This window comes from Deinococcus yavapaiensis KR-236, from assembly GCF_003217515.1.
In the GTDB taxonomy this organism is placed as follows: Bacteria; Deinococcota; Deinococci; order Deinococcales; family Deinococcaceae; genus Deinococcus_A; species Deinococcus_A yavapaiensis.
This window is the reverse complement of sequence record NZ_QJSX01000008.1, coordinates 1929-19028: the sequence shown is the minus strand read 5'-3', so window position 1 is coordinate 19028 and position 17100 is coordinate 1929. Positions and strand designations below refer to the sequence as shown.

At 66.9% G+C, this 17100-nt stretch carries 14 protein-coding genes; 3 read left to right on the top strand and 11 right to left on the bottom strand.

Translation table 11 applies throughout. The features are described from left to right. Window positions 1–87: 87 nt before the first annotated feature. Window positions 88–1329, bottom strand: a complete 1242-nt coding sequence (locus tag DES52_RS10950; RefSeq protein ID WP_110886862.1) for a cytochrome P450 — start codon at window positions 1327–1329, stop codon at window positions 88–90. 327 nt (window positions 1330–1656) lie between these two features. On the opposite strand from DES52_RS10950, the gene DES52_RS10945 reads away from it, so the two are divergent. Both DES52_RS10945 and DES52_RS10940 read left to right on the top strand, forming a co-directional pair. Then, window positions 1657–2262 carry a MerR family transcriptional regulator gene (locus DES52_RS10945; protein ID WP_110886861.1) on the top strand — a complete coding sequence of 202 codons (606 nt, stop codon included), beginning with the start codon at window positions 1657–1659 and terminating at the stop codon, window positions 2260–2262. Beyond that, complete coding sequence (locus DES52_RS10940) at window positions 2259–3527, top strand: vWA domain-containing protein (protein WP_110886860.1); 1269 nt, start codon at window positions 2259–2261, stop codon at window positions 3525–3527. The genes DES52_RS10945 and DES52_RS10940 overlap by 4 nt, the downstream gene beginning before the upstream one ends. Before the next feature lie 300 nt (window positions 3528–3827). Here the strand turns inward: DES52_RS10940 and DES52_RS10935 are convergent, their stop codons facing one another. The 10 genes from DES52_RS10935 to DES52_RS10890 form a co-directional block, all read right to left on the bottom strand. Continuing rightward, window positions 3828–4361, bottom strand: coding sequence for a YceI family protein (locus DES52_RS10935; RefSeq protein WP_110886859.1), 534 nt, complete (start codon window positions 4359–4361; stop codon window positions 3828–3830). Window positions 4362–4549: 188 nt separating this feature from the next. Next, window positions 4550–4975 (bottom strand): response regulator, encoded by a 426-nt coding sequence (locus DES52_RS10930; protein ID WP_170131010.1) that lies wholly within the window; start codon window positions 4973–4975, stop codon window positions 4550–4552. Window positions 4976–5065: 90 nt separating this feature from the next. Then, the gene (locus DES52_RS10925; protein WP_110886857.1) at window positions 5066–9004 is read right to left on the bottom strand and encodes a GAF domain-containing protein; all 3939 of its coding nucleotides are present in this window, start codon (window positions 9002–9004) and stop codon (window positions 5066–5068) included. 132 nt (window positions 9005–9136) lie between these two features. Continuing rightward, window positions 9137–10564, bottom strand: a complete 1428-nt coding sequence (locus tag DES52_RS10920) for a sensor histidine kinase (RefSeq protein WP_110886856.1) — start codon at window positions 10562–10564, stop codon at window positions 9137–9139. Continuing rightward, window positions 10561–11244, bottom strand: coding sequence for a response regulator transcription factor (locus DES52_RS10915; RefSeq protein ID WP_110886855.1), 684 nt, complete (start codon window positions 11242–11244; stop codon window positions 10561–10563). Before DES52_RS10915 ends, DES52_RS10920 begins: the two co-directional genes overlap by 4 nt. Window positions 11245–11434: 190 nt before the next feature. Further along, window positions 11435–12217, bottom strand: coding sequence for a M15 family metallopeptidase (locus DES52_RS10910; RefSeq protein WP_110886854.1), 783 nt, complete (start codon window positions 12215–12217; stop codon window positions 11435–11437). Between the two features lie 112 nt (window positions 12218–12329). Next, window positions 12330–13097 (bottom strand): GNAT family N-acetyltransferase, encoded by a 768-nt coding sequence (locus DES52_RS10905; protein ID WP_110886853.1) that lies wholly within the window; start codon window positions 13095–13097, stop codon window positions 12330–12332. Continuing rightward, a complete protein-coding gene (locus DES52_RS10900; protein WP_110886852.1) occupies window positions 13094–13852 on the bottom strand; it encodes an ABC transporter substrate-binding protein in 759 nt (252 codons plus the stop codon). The genes DES52_RS10905 and DES52_RS10900 overlap by 4 nt, the downstream gene beginning before the upstream one ends. A 12-nt stretch (window positions 13853–13864) precedes the next feature. Then, the gene (gene menC, locus DES52_RS10895) at window positions 13865–14959 is read right to left on the bottom strand and encodes an o-succinylbenzoate synthase (protein ID WP_110887030.1); all 1095 of its coding nucleotides are present in this window, start codon (window positions 14957–14959) and stop codon (window positions 13865–13867) included. A 55-nt stretch (window positions 14960–15014) separates the two neighbouring features. Beyond that, a complete protein-coding gene (locus DES52_RS10890; RefSeq protein WP_110886851.1) occupies window positions 15015–15824 on the bottom strand; it encodes a MurR/RpiR family transcriptional regulator in 810 nt (269 codons plus the stop codon). A gap of 216 nt (window positions 15825–16040) precedes the next feature. Between DES52_RS10890 and DES52_RS10885 the strand changes: the two genes are divergently transcribed. Further along, a partial coding sequence (locus DES52_RS10885) for an NPCBM/NEW2 domain-containing protein (protein ID WP_211317912.1) occupies window positions 16041–17100 on the top strand: 1060 nt, incomplete at its 3' end.

Genomic DNA, 17100 nt, shown 5'->3' with positions numbered 1-17100 from the left:
AGAGCCTCTTCGCTTTTCGGTCAACGCGCCTGGAAGGACGCGGGCAATTCCGACGCCCCTTTCCTTCCAGGCGCTCGGCCGCGTTGGCTACGTCCGCGCCTTCGAGCGTCCCAAGCGCACGCGGAATCCGCGCAGTTCATAGCCTTTCACGACCTCGTTGAAGCGCAGCCGAGGCTCGGAAACGATCTCGAGGTCCTGCCACAACAGCAGGCGCCGCAAAAACACGTCCGATTCGCGAATCGCGAGGAACGCGCCCGGGCAGCGGTGATGACCGTCGCCGAACGAGAGGGCGGGCGCTTGCACGCCACGCGGCAAGGCGCGGCCAGGGCAGATTTGTTGTGCGTCCTCGCCGAACGCGGCCGGATCGGTGTTGGCTTCCTGCACGTCGAGGGCCAGCACGCTTCCCTCAGGAATGGTGAGGTCGTTCAAGACGATCGGCCGCTCGGCGCGTCGGTACAGCGTCGTCACGACCGGTTCGAGCCGCAAGATCTCGTGCAAGACGGCGTGGCGCTGCGGTTCGGTACCGTGGACGTACTCGGCGCGAAGCGCGGCGTCGCGCAGCAAGTGCCAAGCGGCGACGCTGATGAACTCGCGGGTAGTCACCATGCCCGCCGTGCCGTACGTGAGGCACTCCGTCATGATTTCCACGTCGTTGTACCCGCGGTCCAGCAGATGGCTGATGAGGTCGTCTCGGCGCCGCGTTCGGCGCGCCTGGATGGCGGGTTTGACGTCGAGCAGGTAGAACAGCGCCATGTTCGCTTGCTGCCGCCACGCTTCCATCCGGCTCGTCGCGCCGGACGCGGCGCCGGGTTCGCTGTTCGCGCCGCTTTCGACGAAGGCGATGACGCGTCGCTCCAAGCCCGGCAGGCGGCTACTGGTGAGACCCACGACGCGGGCGGCGACGTTCACGGCGAGCTTGAGGCTGAGGTCGTCGAGGTTCGCTTCGCCCACCCGCGCGAGTTCGCCGACCAAGTCGTCGGCGAGCGCGGCGATCATGGGTTGGTACGTCGCGACGTGGGTGGGCGTGAAGTACCGAGCGGTGGAGCGGCGCATCTCATGGTGCTTCTCGCCTTCCTCGAACAAGACGGGCAGATTGTGGAGTTGCTTCACGCCGCCCGCGACTTCCGCCATGAAACCGGCTTGACGCGCGTCCTCAGAACGCAGCACCTCGCGGGCGGCGGACAGGCTGCGTACGCGGTAGAGGCCGTGCTCGTCGCGCTCGACCGCGCCTTCTCGGGGCGCGTCGGAGGCGGTGCGGCGGGTGAACGAGGCGGTGTCGTCGTGAACGGGACATCTCGGGGGGGACGCAGTGCGGTCGGACGTCGTCATGAAGTCTCCCTTGGGGTGATGGACGCGAAGGTGCGGTGAGGGTCACGTCGGAAACGCCGAAGCGTCTCGAGTACCGATTCGGTCGGTCACGGGTTACTTTGCCGCGCCCCTGCATGAGCCGTGGCAGAGGGCGGTCAACGCTCCGGGAAAAGACTTCACGGAAGGCACCCTTCACGCTTTGACGCGTGGAGTCGTTTTCACCGCTTCGTGACCGAATTGGCGCGAGCGGAAAGACGAGTCATACGATGGTCGATTCTAGGCTTGGAGGTCGGGACCGACAACAACGACAAACGTTGACAATTCAAATTGACAGCGTCATGCTGGGTCATGTCAGCGTTGACCGTGCCGAGCGATTGGATCGGCACTCTGGATGCGTTCGTGGAGCTCGCGAACGCGACATTGCCCCACGTCCTGCCCCTCGACAAGACGGGCCGCGCCAAAGACGAAGTGAACCCCCGCCTCGTGAGGCACTACACCACGCAAGGATTGCTTGACGAACCGCTTAAAGTGGGTCGTGAAGCGCGGTACACGCGCCGCCACCTGCTGCAACTGCTCGCCCTGAGGCGCTTCATGCACGAAGGACACGGAGCCACCGCCCTGCACAAAGTCTTGAGCGGAAAGAGCGACGACGCCCTCGAAGCCCTCCTGCTCGGCACCGCCACCTTCGAGGTGCAGCCCAGCGCGGCCGCCAATCCCGCGCTCGCATACCTCGACTCGTTGCGCGGCTCCTCGCCGCCCCCAGCGCCCATGCCGCGCGCCACTCCGGCGCCCAGCAGCGTGCCGCCCGAACGTTACACGCGGCTCGCGGTCCGCCCGGACCTCGAGTTGCACGTCGGCCCCGCCTTTCAAGCGCCCAAGACGCCTGCCGAGCGAGCTCGCCTCGCCGACGCGCTTCTCGCGGCTCTCGACCAACTTCGGAGGACCAAGCCATGACGAACGACGCCACGACGCCCCGCCTCGAACTGCTGCCCCTGCGCGCCGCCCTGCCGAGCGGGCGGGACCACGACCTGCCCTTGCTCGTGCGCGTTCACCCCGCGCCCGCTCCACTCACGCCCAACACGCGCCCGCCTCTGAACCTCGCGCTCGTCATCGACCGCAGCGGTTCCATGAGCGGCGAGCCCCTCGAAATGGCCAAGAAGGCGGCGATCGCCGCGTTGCGCCAATGCCGCCCCACGGACCGCGTCGGCGTCGTCGCGTTCGACGACACCGTTCGCATCGTCGTGCCCTCGACGCTCGTGGGAGACGTTGAAGCGCTCGAATCGGCCGTGCAGGGCATCGACGCGGGCGGCATGACGGCCCTGCACGACGGGTGGTTCGAAGGCGCGCGGGAAGCCGCCGCGCACCTCCAAGAAGGCGCGCTCAACCGCGTCGTCGTGCTCAGCGACGGTCAAGCGAACGTCGGCCTCACCGATCGCGCCGAGATCGCCGCGCGCATTCGCGGTTTGACGCAGCGAGGCGTGAGCACGACTGCCATTGGCCTCGGCGCGCACTATGACGAGGACTTGCTGCTCGCCATGGCGAACGCGGGCGACGGGAACTTCGAACACGTCGAGGACGCCTCTCGACTGCCCACCCTCTTCGAGGAAGAACTGCGCGGCCTCATGCGAACCACGGGACGCACCGTGAGCTTGGGAGTGGAGCCCAATCCGGAGCTCGGCGTGCAGGTCCTTCGCGTGCTCAACGACCTTCGGCGCAACGAATTCGGACGCCTCATGCTACCCAACCTCACCGATCCGCATCCCGTGGACATCCTCGTGACGTTGCGCGTGGCGGCGGCCGCCACGCGCGACGCGCGGCGAATCGGGGTGACGCGCATGCGCTTGGCGTGGACGGACGCGCGCGGCGCACGGCACAAGCTGCGCGCGGAGCTCGCCCTCGACGTCGTCTCGTCCGGGACCTTCGAAGCGTTGCCCGAGCATCCCGAGGTGCGGCGCGTCCTGACGCTTCTCGAAGCGAGCTCCGCCAAGCGTGACGCCGTGCGCGCGATGGACGCGGGCGATTGGGCAACCGCGCGGCAGTCGTTCCGGCGCTCGATCGACATCGTCGCCAGCGCGCCGCTCCGGACGCCCGACATGGAAGCCGAATTGCAACAGAACCAAACGCTGCTGGACGATTTCGAGAGCGGGAAGGACAAGCTTAGCCGCAAGCGCGCGGTGAGCCAGGACTACGACCGCTCGCACGGCAAGCCTCGGCGCTGAAGCGAGACGAAGGCGCCGCCCGGCTTGGGCAGCGCCTTCGTCTCGCTTCTAGAGGTTCCGAGGTCGTCCGCAGAAGGTGTCGAACGGTGGAGGGAAGCGAGTGGACAGGCTCCCCTTACTCGTTCGAACACCTTTTCCCCTCGTTTTCGAGCGATTTCTCGTCGACACGTGGCCGAGATCATGACGTCGCGAACCACGAGGAGGCCGAGTCGTGGAACGCGCAGTTCTTCCGGACCCATTACGAGGCGGGGAGGTGCCGAGTCGCCCGAGCGCCGAGGGAGAAAGTTACGGCGAGCGCGCTCAGTCGGCGGCGTTCGCGCTTTGCACGGCTTGCACGTCGATCGTGAGGCGCACGTCCTCGCTGACAAGCAGGGCGCCGAATTCCAGCACTTGGTTCCAGGTCAGGCCGAATTCCTTGCGGTTGATTTTGCCTTTGGCCTCGGCGGCAGCGCGCTGGTTGCCCCAGGGGTCCTTGACGGCGGGCGTGGTTTCGACGTCGAGCGTGACTTCTCGGCTCACGCCGCGAATGACGAGGTCGCCCGTCACGCGGTACTCTTGGCCGCCCTTGGCTTCGACGCGGGTGCTCTTGAAGGTGGCCGTGGGGTACGAGGCGACGTCGAAGAAGTCGGGAGAGCGCAGGTGGCCGTCGCGGTTTTGCTCGGCGGTATCGAGGCTGTTGACGTCGACGGTGACCTCGAGCCCTTGCAGGGCGCCGCGCTCGTCGGTCACGACGGTGCCGTCGAGGGCGCGAAAGCGGCCTTTGACGGTGCTGAGGCCCATATGCTTGACGGCGAATTCGAGGGTGGTGTGCGCGGGGTCGATCGTCCAGTTCATGTCGTTCCTGCCTCCCGCCCTACATTTCGTAGAGCGCTTTGAAATATGTAGTTAGAGTACAACCCAATTCCATCAATGTCAAATAGGTAGTGCAACACCTAAACAGGATGTTCCTCCCTCTCGAAAGAAGAAGCGAAGCGGTCAGAACAAAGAGTGAGGAGACGGGGAACCCGACGATCGCAAATCGTCTACTCGGTCGGCATCGAGAACAGCGTCGCTGCCGGGCGGCACCAGCGGGTCACGAGGTCTTGCAGCAGGGCCTCGAGAGCGTCGAGGCGCGAGGGCTTCACGCGGTACTCGGTCGCTCCGCTCGCCAAGCCTCGCCGCACGTCTCGCTCCTCGCGCGAAGTGCTGAGCAGCACGATGGGAAGTTTGGCGGAGCGAGCGCTTCGCCGCAAGCATTCGAGGACGTCGAAACCGTTGAGACGCGGCATGTTCACGTCGAGCAACACGAGATCCGGCAAACGATCGAGCGACGCGAGATACGCCAAGGCTTCCTCGCCGTTATCCGCCGTCGTGACGCACGGCGCGGGTTCGAGGTCCTCCAAGATGCGCTTGGCGAGTTCGAGATCGAGAATGTCGTTGTCGACGAGCAGAACGTGGGGGGCGGTCAAGCGCGGCTCCTCCAGATTGAGCGAGGACGAACGGCCGAAAGCTTCTTCACATCACCCTATATGAAGTGAATCTTAAGATGGTGAAAGCACTTACGAATTCAGCGGCCAAGCGAAGAAGAACGTGGCACCCTCACCGAGCGTCGACTCGGCCCACACCCGCCCGCCATAGCGCTCCACGATACGCCGCACCGTCGCCAAGCCGATGCCGATGCCCGCGAACTCCGCGTCGGAGTGCAAGCGCTGGAAGACTCCGAAGAGCTTGCCGACGTAACGCGCGTCGAATCCCGCGCCCTGATCGCGCACGAACACCACGACTTCACCCGGACGCTCGTCCGCGCCGACCTCCACGCGAAGCCGCGGCGCTTTCGCGCTGTACTTCACCGCGTTCGTCAACAAGTTCGCCAAGACCTGACGCAGCAACGCGGCGTCGCCCGGCACCGTCGGCAGTTCGTGCACGACCCACTCCACCTCGCGCCCCGCCGCTTCCTGCTCCGCCTCGGCGCGCACATCGCGAACGAGCGCGCCGAGGTCCACCGGGTCGCGCCGCACCGACTGACGTGACAAGCGCGAGAACTGCAACAGGGCGTCGATGAGCACGTTCGCACGCTCCACGGCCTGCTCGATCACGGCGAGCGCCCGCCGCATTTGCGCCTCGTCGCCGCGCTCCAAGGCGCGGCGCAGCATGCTCGAGAAGCCGCTCACGTGCCGTAGCGGCGCGCGCAAGTCGTGCGACACGGAGTACGAGAAGCTTTCGAGGTCCTCATTCGACGCCTTCAGGGCCGCTCGTTGCCGCTCCAGTTCCCGCGCCGTCTCCGCGCGTTCCAGCGCGAGCTTCAAATGCCGCGTGGCGGTTTCCAGGACGACGCGGTCGCCGGCACTCCACGCGCGCGCCCCGAACAGCGCGACGGCGAACACGCCGCGCGGCACGCCGTGAACGACGAGCGGTACCGTCGCCGTCGCCCCGATCTGTCCCGTCACCTCGCGCAAGTTGTCCGTGGAGCGGTCGTACTCGTCTTGAAAGTACGGCGGCAAGGTGCGCCACGGCGCCGTGAGGTTCGTGGCGTCCTCGAACCGCAAGCTCGCGTCGACCACCTTCTGCAATGCTGGGCCGAGCGGTCCCGTCTGCACCCGGTTGTGCCAAAAGCCGCCGTGCGGTTCGTAGTACAAGCACACGCCTCTGGGCAGCAGCGACAGCACGATTTCCTGCGCCCGCTTCACGATCGCCAGGGAATCCGTTTCGAACGCGAGGTCGTGCGCGAGCTCTCCGAAACTCTCCAGCGCGGTGTTGGCCGCTTCGAGGGCGTGCGCGACCGCCGCGCGTTCGAAGGCGAGCGTGAGACCGCGCGCCACGGCCCTCGCGAGGCTGCGCTCGCGCTCGGTCCACGCTCGCGCTTCACGTGTCGCGAGAGCGAACAAGCGCCGCGTCTCGCCGCGCACGCGCAACGGCAAAAAGGCCGCCGCGCCGTACTCGGTCGCGCGCGGCGCACGGTCGCCGGTCGCGTTCCAACCATCCACGAACTGCGGCTCTGCCTCACGTGAGGCGGGATTCGGCGCCACGCGCGGCACGCCCTGGCGCAACTCCTCGGCGAGGTCGGGCGTCACGTCCTCGGACAGCAGACGCGCTTTCCATTCCGTGTCGTCGAGTTCGTAGTACGCCACGCTGACGTGCGACAGCGAGGCCCGCACGACGCGCATCGCGCGCTCGACGAGCGTCGGCCCGTCCGTCTCCACTCCGACCGCCTCAGTGAACGCGGCGAACGCGGCCGTCGCCTCGCGTTCCTCGTCGACGCGGCGCACGTGCGCTGCCCGCTCGGCGGCGAGGCTGAGGCCGTGCCCGACCGCCTCGAAGATCGCGCGGTCGCGCGGCGTCCACGTGCGCGTCGCCTTGAGGCTCACGGCGAGAAGGCCGCAAACGTCGTCTTCCTGTCGCACGGGATACAAGGCGGCGGCGCCGAACTGAAGCGTACCGCCGCCGAGGCCGTCCTCTCGGGCACGCGCGTCGGCGAACATCGCGGCGCGCGGTGACGAATTGGGCAAGAGTCCCGTCTCGTCGATGCTCTCGCCCGCCCACACGGCGGCCTTCCATTCGTCACGCTCGCGGTCGTAGTACACCGCGCCCCCTTCCCCGAAGGCGCTCATGAGGGTCTCGAGCGCGAGGCGCGCGAGGGCGTGCAAGTTGGTCTCGTTGCCGACGGCGCGCGTGAACGCCGCGAAGGCGGAAAGCGCGGCCGTCTCGGCTTGCAGCGCTTCGGTCCGCTCCGCGATGCGGCGTTCGAGCGACGCGTTGACTTCTTGAAGCTCCACGCGGTGCCGTTCGCGCTCGCTGAGGTCCGTCATTCCGCCGATCATGCGAACGGCCCGTCCGTCCACGCCCCGCAGCACTTGGCCGCGATCGAGGACGAGGGCGTACGATCCGTCGGCGCGGCGAAAGCGGTACTCGTCGCGCCACTCGTCCACGCTTCCTTCGAGAGCGGCGTCGATTCCGCTCAGGACGCGCGATCGGTCGTGCGGGTGGATGTGATCCTTCCACCACTCGCCCGTGGTCTCCTTGGCATGCAGCGCGTAGCCGAACAAGTTCGAGATGCCCTCGTTCCAAGTCACAAGGTCCTCGTGGAGTTGCCAGTCCCACACGGCGTCGTTCGTGACGGTCAACAGCACGCGGTAACGGTCGCGCTCTTCTTGCGAGCGATGCGCGAGCGCCACCCGTTCGAGCGCGAGCGCCGTTTGAGAAGCCACGGCCGTGAGAAAGCCGCGCTTGAGATCGTCGAAAGTCGGCGTGTGGTCGAACGCGAAGAGCAGCAGGCCGAGCGGGCGATCGCGTACGCGCAAGGGCAGCAACGCGATCGCCCGCGTCGTCTCGCCCAGCCTCACGTCGGGCGCCAGGCGCGCGACAGCCTCGGCCATCAGGAAATGCGGCGCGCTCGTGACGTCGAGGGCGGCGAGAAACGGCGACGACAAGTCGACGGTTCGCCACGCTCTCGAATCGTGCTCGTCATCTTGTCGCTCTATTTCGACGAGACGGCCGTCCTCCAAGCGGTAGAGGGCCGCCGCGTACGCGCCCGACGCCCGGCGCCCGACGAGAAGTGCCGCGTCCGTCACGTCCTCGAACCGCTGCGCCTCGATGAGTCGCGCGCCCAATTCCACGAGCGCCCTCGCGTGGCGAGCGGCGCGCACCTCCGTGTCGAACGCGTGCGCGCGCTCCAATGCCGCCGCGCCCTGAGCCGCCACGTCTTCCAGAAACGCCCGTTGCGCCGCGTCGAAGGCGTGCGCGACATCGAACGCGACGAGCAAGGCACCGGTCACCTTGTCGCCGAAGCGCAAGGGAAGCGCCGCGAGGCTGCGGGTCGTGGGCGTGCGATGTCGACGCAAGGTGGGATCGCCGTCCAACTCCGCCTCGGGCAGCAACACCACGCGGTTTTCTCGCACGCACGTCGTGACGGGCAGGGGCGCCTCGAGGGGGTGCCGTCGCCACGTGCGGGCGATTTCGACGGGATACCCGGCGGTCTGCTCGACTTCCAAGGCGTCGCCTTCGGGCGTGAGACGCGCGATGAGGCCCGCGTAGGCGCCGAGGGCGGGCAAGGCGAGGGTGAGCACGGCGCGCACCACCTCGTCCCGGGTCAAGGGCCGCGCGAGGGCGAGCGTGACTTCACGCAGGGCCTGCGCTCGGCGCTGGGCGTCCTTGCGGGCCGTGACGTCCCGAACGTGCACGGCGAGCCCATCGTCGACGGGAAAGGCCCGCACCTCCACCCAGCGCCCGAAGCGTGAGAAGTACGCCTCGTCCTCCACGAGCTTCGCCTCGCTCCGGGCGAGGCGAAGCGAAACCTCGAAGCTCGAGCCGATAACGCCGGGAAACACCTCCCACAGCACGCGGCCCTGCAGGGCCGCCTCGCTTCGATCGACGAAGGCGGCGGCGGCACCGTTGAGAAAGGTGACGCGCCAATCGGAATCGAGCACGAAGAACGGGTCGGGCAACGCCTCGAAGGCGCGTCCCAAGCGGTTCGTGTCAGTGGAAGTCGAGAAGTCGGGCATCACGTCGAGGCTCGAAAGCCGCTCCGTACTTTAGGCAGCGATTCGCCCACCGAGGATGACATGAAACCGAAGCTCAAGGAACGGTGAAAGCGGCGAGGGCCGTGTCACCTCGACCTCACGGGCTTGACGCGGTCAAGTCGCTTGCTGCCCCTCCTCGCGACGCTCGGTCAACGAGTCGCGTCGCGGAAGCGTGAAGGCGACGGTCGTGCCACGCCCGACCTCGCTGGCAATCGAAATCTCGCCGCCGTGCGCCTCCACGATCGACTTGCAAATCGAAAGACCGAGGCCGCTGCCACCTTCGCTTCTCGCCTCGTCGCCGCGGTACAGGCGGTCGAACACGAACGGCAAGTGCTGCGCGGCGATGCCCGAGCCCGTGTCGCTCACGCTCACTTGGACGGTACTCGGCGAGGTGCGGGCGCGCACCTCCACCCGGCCGCCTCGCGGCGTGTGCGCGAACGCGTTGGAGAGCAGGTTGTGAACGACCTGGGTCACGCGGCGCGCGTCCACGGGAACGTCGACGTCTGGTCCGCTCGCCCCGAAGCTCAAGGTCACGTCCGAGTGCGCCGCCCGCTCCGAGAAGCTGTCGGTCGCTTCACGCACGAGCTCGGCGACGTTCGCGTTCGAGCGCTGCAAGTGCAGTTCGCCCGCGTCGACGAGCGCCAAGAAGCGCAAGTCGTTCACGAGGTCGCTCATGTGCCGAGATTCGCGCAGCAAGCGCGCGAGGCGCTCGTTGGTGGGTTTGAAGGTCCCGTCGAGAATCGCCTCCAGCGTGCCCGACATCACGGAGAGCGGGGTGTTGAGGTCGTGCGCGATGTTCGCCGTGAGTTGACGCCTCGCCTGCTGGTTGAGCGCCACGGACGCGTGCATGTCGTGAAAGGCGGTGAGCACCTCGCCGAATTCGTCGTTTCGCGCGCGCGCCAGGGCCGTCGGCGCCTCACCGCGCCGCATGGCGTGAATGCGCTCCAGCAATTCGCGAAGCGGGCCGAGCAAGGCGCGCGCCACCAGCAAGCCCATCAGCACGGCCGCGACGACGGCGGCGAGCATCGCCCACAAGATCGCGTTCGTCGTGCGCTGCAAAAACTGCTGGCTGCGCGGATCGAGCGTCATGGCGAAGTTCGACTCCGCGACGTACGCGACCACGCGACCGTTCACGCTCACGGGAAAGGCGTTCGCCTGCTGGGTGCTCGTCACGGCGCCGTCGGGCAGCGTTCCCAGGGGTTGGCGTTGCGCGTCGAGCACCACGAACGGGTCGACGTCGCGCCTCGGCGCGGAGCCTTGCCCGGGGCGAGGTCCGCGCCCGTTGGTGTCGAGCGAGGTGGTGGGACCGCGGTCCCTCGTTCGGCCTCGCTGAGAAAATCCTTGCACCGTGCCGTTTTGCTGCACGTACGATTGCACCTGCGAAATCAAATCTTCTCGAGTTCGCTCGTTGATGAACGAGTTGAACTCGCTGCGCGTCGAAAGCGACGAGATCAATCCGACGGTGCCGAGCGCGAGCAGCGCCACGAACGCGAAGGCAACGGTCAGCTTGAACGCCAACGTCTGCCACCACGAACGTGTCACGCGCCAGATCCCGGATTGAAGCGGTAACCGACGCCGAACACCGTCTCCAAAAGCTTGGGCTTGCTCGGCTCGGCCTCGATCTTTCCGCGCAAGTTCCGCACGTGCACGTCGATGGTACGTTCCGACCCGAGCGCTTCTTCCTGCAAGTGCTCCAGCAATTCCAGTCGCGAAAACACCCGCAGGGGATGCCGCACGAACAACTCCATGAGCTCGAACTCGCTGCGCGTCAACGTCACGTCCTGCCCGCGCACGCGAAACGATCGCGTGCTCGCGTCGAGCTCCACTTCGCCTGCCCGTACGGGCCCGATCTGCGGGGCGGCGTCTTGGCGGCGCAGTTGCACTTTCACGCGCGCGAGAAGTTCCGCCATCGAGAAAGGCTTCGTGACGTAATCGTCCGCGCCGAGCTCTAGGCCGAGCACCTTGTCGAGTTCAGAGTCCTTGGCGGTGAGGAAGATCACGGGCGTGCCGCTCGAAGCGCGGTACTTGCGAATGAACTCCAAGCCGTCCATGCCGGGCATCATGACGTCGAGCAGAATCAGGTCGGGCGGGGTGTGCCGCGCTTCGAGCAAGCCTTCGACGCCGTTGCTCGCCACCTTGACTTTGTATCCGTGCTCGGAGAGGTACTCGCGAACCATTTCTCGAATGCCGTGGTTGTCTTCCACGATCAAAATCGTCTTCATGCCACAAGTGTGCTCCGAGCGTCTTCAAGTTCCGACAAGTGAATGTTCAGAACTCGTGTAGAGCCGAACCTCCTCTCCCCTGCCCTACGAGCGCCCGCATAAAGCTTGTGAATGGCCGCATCGTGTCGTATAATGTTCACCATCAACGGCCCGAGCGGCCGTTTTCTTCGTTCGATTTGTCCCCGCGGCATCACGAAGGGCAGGTTCCGAGCGAGGCGAGTTCGGGCCGATACTCGAAGTGCATCGTGTCGAAGTGGTACCAGCGACCGCCCCACACGAAGCCGTGCGCCTCGAAGATTCGCACGAGCTCGAGCGGCATCCGGTTGCGGTAGCGCACGTTCGGCGAACCCTCGCGGGCACCCGTCCAACGCCAGTAATCGGACGACTTCACGTTGAGGTCGATGGCGGCGGCGTACGCGTGCATGCTCACCCGGTTCGTGCCGGCGACGTCACGGCGCACGAACGTGCCCGCCGAGGGCGTCGCGAAGGGCCGCAACTCCGGCAAGCGCGCGATCTCCGCCGCCACGCGCCGCAACGCCTCGGCGGCTCCGCCGACACGCGTGAACGAAACGCGCTGCCCGAACCAATCCACGGCGACGAGGTTGGCGCGCACTGCCGCCTCGGTCTCGCCGTACAACTTCGCGAAAAAGGCTTCGTGGCGCAGTCGACCGGGGTCGACGTTCCAGGCGGGAGGCAGAATCGGCGCGCATGCCGGGTAGGGCGTCGTCAGTTGGTCACGCAAATCGGCGTGGTCGAGGCGCTCGAGGTACGACGTCGGTTCGCGTCCGTCGTCGAACGCCATGCGAGTTCCATCGCGCCACACCACGAATCCTCCTCGCTCGACGCGTGCGAGGACGCTCGGGTAGGCGGCGACGAGCCGCCGAGCGAGCCGGTCGTCGGCACGCGTCGCGTCTGGCGGCGCCAACGTCGAAAGGACCGCGAGCGAGGTCAGGACGTGCGTCAGTCGATCCACGAGTTCCTCCCGGGAAACGCGGTCATTCAGTGTATCGTCGCGAAGTCGTGAACGCCGAGCCGCCCTCCGCCGACGGAGGGCGTGCTTCGGCCTTCTCGAAAGGAGCCTTCGATCAGGTCGGGTCTTCGCGGGTGAGCAGGTACGCCGGGTGGGGCCGCGCTTCGAAGTGCGTGACGCGGTACCCCGCAGCGAAGGCCGCCTTGAACAGCGGACCCGTGCTCGCGCGCCACGCGCGAGCGGCGTCCGGCTCGACGGCGAGCAGGCGTCCGAAGTCGGGCGGGACGTGCAGCCGCACGCGCGGAAGCGCGAGCGTCGCTTCGGTCGACACGGGCCGTCCGGTGAGCGGATCGTTGAGGAAGGGAGCGTCGTCGAAGCCCGCGACGTCCGCGCGTGGCGCGTCGAGTCGCCACTCGGCGAGAAGCCGGTCGGAAGGTGCGCCCGCGTCGATGCCGCCGAGGCTTCCGTAGTAGTCGTCGAGGTAGGTGCGGCTCGTCGCGCCGAGCCGCGCGATGTTGAAGGCGGCGTTCGGGACTTTCAGGGGATCGTAAGTCCACACGACGCGCGTGATGCCGCGCGCCAAGCACCAATCGCGTTGGTAGAGCTTGAGCCTCAGCGCGAGGCCGAGCCGACGGAACTCCGGATGCACGCCGAGCATGTGCGAGTGTTGCGTGCGCGGATCGTTCGTGGGAAATCCCAGAACGAATCCGGCGAGCGCGCCGTCCACGAACGCCCCGACGAGGAGGGCGCCCGCGTGGACGAGGGCTTGCAGGATGTCCTTGGGAACGACTTCGAGGTGCGGCAGGTCCCACACGCGCGCTTGCAGTTCCTGCAACGGCTCGATGGCGTTGGGGGTCGTGAGTTCGCGAAGATCGACCGTCACTTGCAGCGGATGTCCTGGCCGAACCACTTGTTCGACAGCTTGGCGTACGTGCCGTCCTTCATGAGCTTGTCGAGCGCCGCGTCGATGGCGCTTCGCAAGGCGGTGTTGCCTTTGGCGACGGCGCTGGCGTTGCGTTCGTTGGAGATCACCTCGCCGATCTTGATGCTGTTTTGCAGCTTGGCCTGCTTGAGCATGTACGCCACGACGGGCCCGTTGCTGCTCCACGCGTCGACGCGGCCGCTTTGCAAGGCGGTGAGCGCCACTTGGTCGTTCGGGTAGGTCAACACGTCCTTGATCCCGGGAACGGCGCGCAGAATCGGAAGTTGCGCGGTGCCCACCTGCGCCCCGACGGTCTTGCCCGCGAGGGCCTTGCGGTCGAGCGGTCCGCCGACCTTCGCGACGATGTTCACGGTCGAGCAGTAGTGCGGCTTGGCGAAGTCGACAGCCTTTTGGCGCTCGGGCGTGATGGCGTGCGAGGCGATAACGTAATCGAAGCGTCCCTGGTTGAGGGCGATGAGAAGGTTGTCGAACGGCAAGGTCTGCCACTCGGCTTTGAGGTTCATCGCTTTGGCGAGGGCGTTGCCGAGATCGACTTCGAAGCCGACCAGTTTCTTCGATTCGAAGTAGTTGAAGGGAGGGAAGGCTCCTTCTGTGCCGAGGCGCAAGGTGCCCGACGCCTGGATTTGCGCGAGGGTGCGGGGCGCGGCTTGAGCGGTGCAAAGCAAGGCGAGGGCGAGAAGCGTGGCGTGTTTCATACGAACCTCCGGTCAGTACACTTCGGCGGGAATCGGAAAGGCGGACGGACGAACGTCGTGGCGGGCGCGCGTCACGGAATCGATGAACGCGAGGTCGAGGGTCACGCCGATGCCGGAACCCGGCGGAACGGTTTGGTAGCCTTCTCGCGCTTCGAGAGGCTCTTCGATGATGTCCTTGTCCCAGTATCGGCTGCCGCTGGCGGTGTCGCCCGGCTGGGTGTAGTTCTGCAAGGTGGAGAGGTGCAGGTTGTGCGCGCGGCCCACGCCCGTCTCCATCATGCCGCCGCACCAGATGGGCGCGTCGAAGGCGAGGGTGAGGTCGTGGATGCGGCGCGCCTCCAGGTGTCCGCCGACGCGCGCGACCTTGAGGTTGACGACGCGCGCCGCCTGAAGCGCCAAGGCTTTGCGGGCGCCCTGCAAGCTGGTGATGCTCTCGTCGAGGCAGACGGGCGTGCGCAGCCGAGCTTGCAACTCGGCGTGATCGGTGAGGTCGTCGTGCGCGAGGGGTTGTTCGATGTACTTGAGGTGGTATGCGTCGAGCGCTTGGAGGGCGCCCGTGTCGGTGAGGGTGTAGGCGCTGTTCGCGTCGACGGTGAGGGCGATGTCGGGCAGCGCTTCGCGCACGGCACGCACGGGCTCGACGTCCCAACCGGGTTTGATCTTGAGTTTGACGCGCCGGTAGCCTTCGGCGGCGTAACGCAGGGCTTGCTCACGGGTGGCTTCCAAGCTGTCTTGGATGCCGATGCTGACGCCGACGGGAATGAGCGTACGAACGCCGCCGAGGAGGCGCCACAACGGCAAGTCGAGGCTTTTGGCCCAGGCATCCCAAAAGGCCATCTCGACCATCGCCCGCGCCATGCGGTTGCCGCGGTACACGCTCAGCGTTCGCGCGAGCGCTTCGGGCGTTTCGAAGTCCACGCCGAGCACGCGGGGCAGGAGTTGCTCGCGTACGAAGGTGACCGCGCCGGGCAGAGTCTCCTCCAGGTAGAGGGGCAAGTGGTCCATGACGCCTTCCGCGTACCCCTCCACGCCGTCCGCGTGCAAGGTCAGCAGGGGAACGAAGCGGCGGCGCTGGGCGCCGAAGGACGTTTCGAAGGAGAAGCGCATGGGAAGTTCGAGGACGCGGAGTTCGGCTGCTTCGATCTTCACGGGACCTCCCGAGTCAGTAGGTGAGGGCTTCGGTGTCGGCGAGGGCGGCGTCGATGGCGTGGAGGCGCTCGTCTCCGGTGCGCTCGAGGAGTTTCGAGGCGAGCAGCATCACGAGGCTGGCAGGCGCGGCGAGCGGCACGAACTTGGACTCCTCGACGGGCGCGGACGCGAGCAGGAGTCGTCGCGCGGTGCGGGCGCCGGGCGCGGCGAGGCTGTCCGTGACGAGCAGGAGTGGCACGCCACGGCGCTCGGCAGCGTGAATGAGGGTGGCGGTGCTGCGCGCGTAGCGCCGCACGGTGAACGCGACGAGGAGGTCTGGCGGCCCGACGTCGAACCAAAGTTCGGGCAGGCCGGGGGCGTCCCCGCCGAGCAGGTGCACGTCCGCACGTACGCTTCTCCACAGGTGGGTGGCGTACGAGGCGGCGGGCGTGGAGGCGCGCGCGCCCGTGACGAGGACACGCCGAGCGTCGTGCAGAAGCGTGACGGCGTCGTCGATGTGCGCCTCAGGAAGTTGAGCGAGCATGTCGATCGCTCGGTGCTCCTGCGCCCAGTGGGCTTGCGCGAGCGATTGGGTGGGCAAGGTGGTGGGCGAGTGGCGAGCGCGAAGGTGCAAGCGAACCGCTTGTTGGAAGTCGGGATAGCCTTGGAAGCCGAGCTTCTGCGCGAGGCGGGTCACGCTCGACGGATTCACGCCGCTGTCGCGGGCGATGGCGGCGGCACTGAGCATGGGAAGCTCGTCGGCGCGGCGCTGAAGATGATCGGCGACGCGACGTTCGGCCGGGGTGAGATCGGCGAGACGTTCGGCGAGTAGTTCCGTGAGCATTCACCCTCCACGACGCTGCAATGCTTCTTGCAAAATCATAGAACTTCGCAACAAGCATTGCAAGGATCGGGAAGTCGACGTCGCAGCGCCCATGAACGCGAAAGCGGAAAAAGATGAAGGGCCGCGTGCGGAGCTGTCACGAGCGGGCCGTAGAGGCATGGCAAGCTGAAAAAGTCACCCCGAACGCGACCTTTCCCGCGGGCGGGAGGGAGATTCATGCCAAGAAGACCAGCGCGCTCGTTGCTTCGTCTCAGCCTCCCCCTGTTGCTGTTTTCATGCAGCCAAGCTCCCGCGCCGTCCAGCCGGCCTTCCAAGGCGAGCGATCCTTACGCGGCCGGAACGTCTTATCCGTGGAGCGATCGGCTCGACGCGCCGATCGGCGATCCTTACACCGCGGGACGCGCTTTTCCTTGGACCGGCCCCAGCACGGCGGCGCCCGGCCTCGGCGCAACCCAAGTGCGTGGCGGCGACAACTTCTTGAGCGACCTCACGTGGACCTCGGCGACGAACGCCTGGGGGCCCGTCGAGAAGGACCGCAGCAACGGCGAGCAAGCCCTCGGCGACGGCCGCGTTCTCACCATCGGCACTCAGACGTTCGCGAAGGGACTCGGCGTCCACGCGAGCAGTACCTTGTCCTATGCCCTAGGGGGCGTCTGCCAGACGTTCTCCGCACAAGTCGGCGTCGACGACGAGGTGGGCGACCGAGGCAGCGTCGTCTTTCAAGTGTACGGGGACGGCGTCAAGCTCTACGACTCCGGCGTCACCCGTGGAGCCGACGCCGTGAAGGCCGTGAGCGTGAACGTCACCGGCAGAAGCGAACTGAAGCTCGTCGTGACGAACGGCGGCGACAGCATCGACTACGACCACGCCGATTGGGCGAGCGCGAAGGTGAGCTGCGCGCCTCCGCCCGCCCCGACGGGCGAGCGCTTTCTGAGCGACCTCGCGTGGACCTCGGCGACGAACGCCTGGGGGCCCGTCGAGAAGGACCGCAGCAACGGCGAGCAAGCCCTCGGCGACGGCCGCGTTCTCACCATCGGCACTCAGACGTTCGCGAAGGGACTCGGCGTCCACGCGGCCAGCACCTTGTCGTACTACCTCGGCGGCGCTTGCCAGACGTTCTCCGCGCAAGTCGGCGTCGACGACGAGGTGGGCGACCGAGGCAGCGTCGTTTTTCAAGTGTACGGGGACGGCGTCAAGCTCTACGACTCCGGCGTCACCCGTGGAGCCGACGCCGTGAAGGCCGTGAGCGTGAACGTCACCGGCAGAAGCGACTTGA

What these genes read in the sequence shown, in the direction of transcription:
- DES52_RS10940 (WP_110886860.1), top strand. Translation starts at nt 2,259, where the DNA reads ATGACGAACGACGCCACGACGCCCCGCCTCGAACTGCTGCCCCTGCGC.
- DES52_RS10945 (WP_110886861.1), top strand. Translation starts at nt 1,657, where the DNA reads ATGTCAGCGTTGACCGTGCCGAGCGATTGGATCGGCACTCTGGATGCG.
- DES52_RS10915 (WP_110886855.1), bottom strand. Translation starts at nt 11,244, where the DNA reads ATGAAGACGATTTTGATCGTGGAAGACAACCACGGCATTCGAGAAATG.
- DES52_RS10950 (WP_110886862.1), bottom strand. Translation starts at nt 1,329, where the DNA reads ATGACGACGTCCGACCGCACTGCGTCCCCCCCGAGATGTCCCGTTCAC.
- DES52_RS10925 (WP_110886857.1), bottom strand. Translation starts at nt 9,004, where the DNA reads ATGCCCGACTTCTCGACTTCCACTGACACGAACCGCTTGGGACGCGCC.
- DES52_RS10935 (WP_110886859.1), bottom strand. Translation starts at nt 4,361, where the DNA reads ATGAACTGGACGATCGACCCCGCGCACACCACCCTCGAATTCGCCGTC.
- menC (WP_110887030.1), bottom strand. Translation starts at nt 14,959, where the DNA reads ATGCGCTTCTCCTTCGAAACGTCCTTCGGCGCCCAGCGCCGCCGCTTC.
- DES52_RS10890 (WP_110886851.1), bottom strand. Translation starts at nt 15,824, where the DNA reads ATGCTCACGGAACTACTCGCCGAACGTCTCGCCGATCTCACCCCGGCC.
- DES52_RS10900 (WP_110886852.1), bottom strand. Translation starts at nt 13,852, where the DNA reads ATGAAACACGCCACGCTTCTCGCCCTCGCCTTGCTTTGCACCGCTCAA.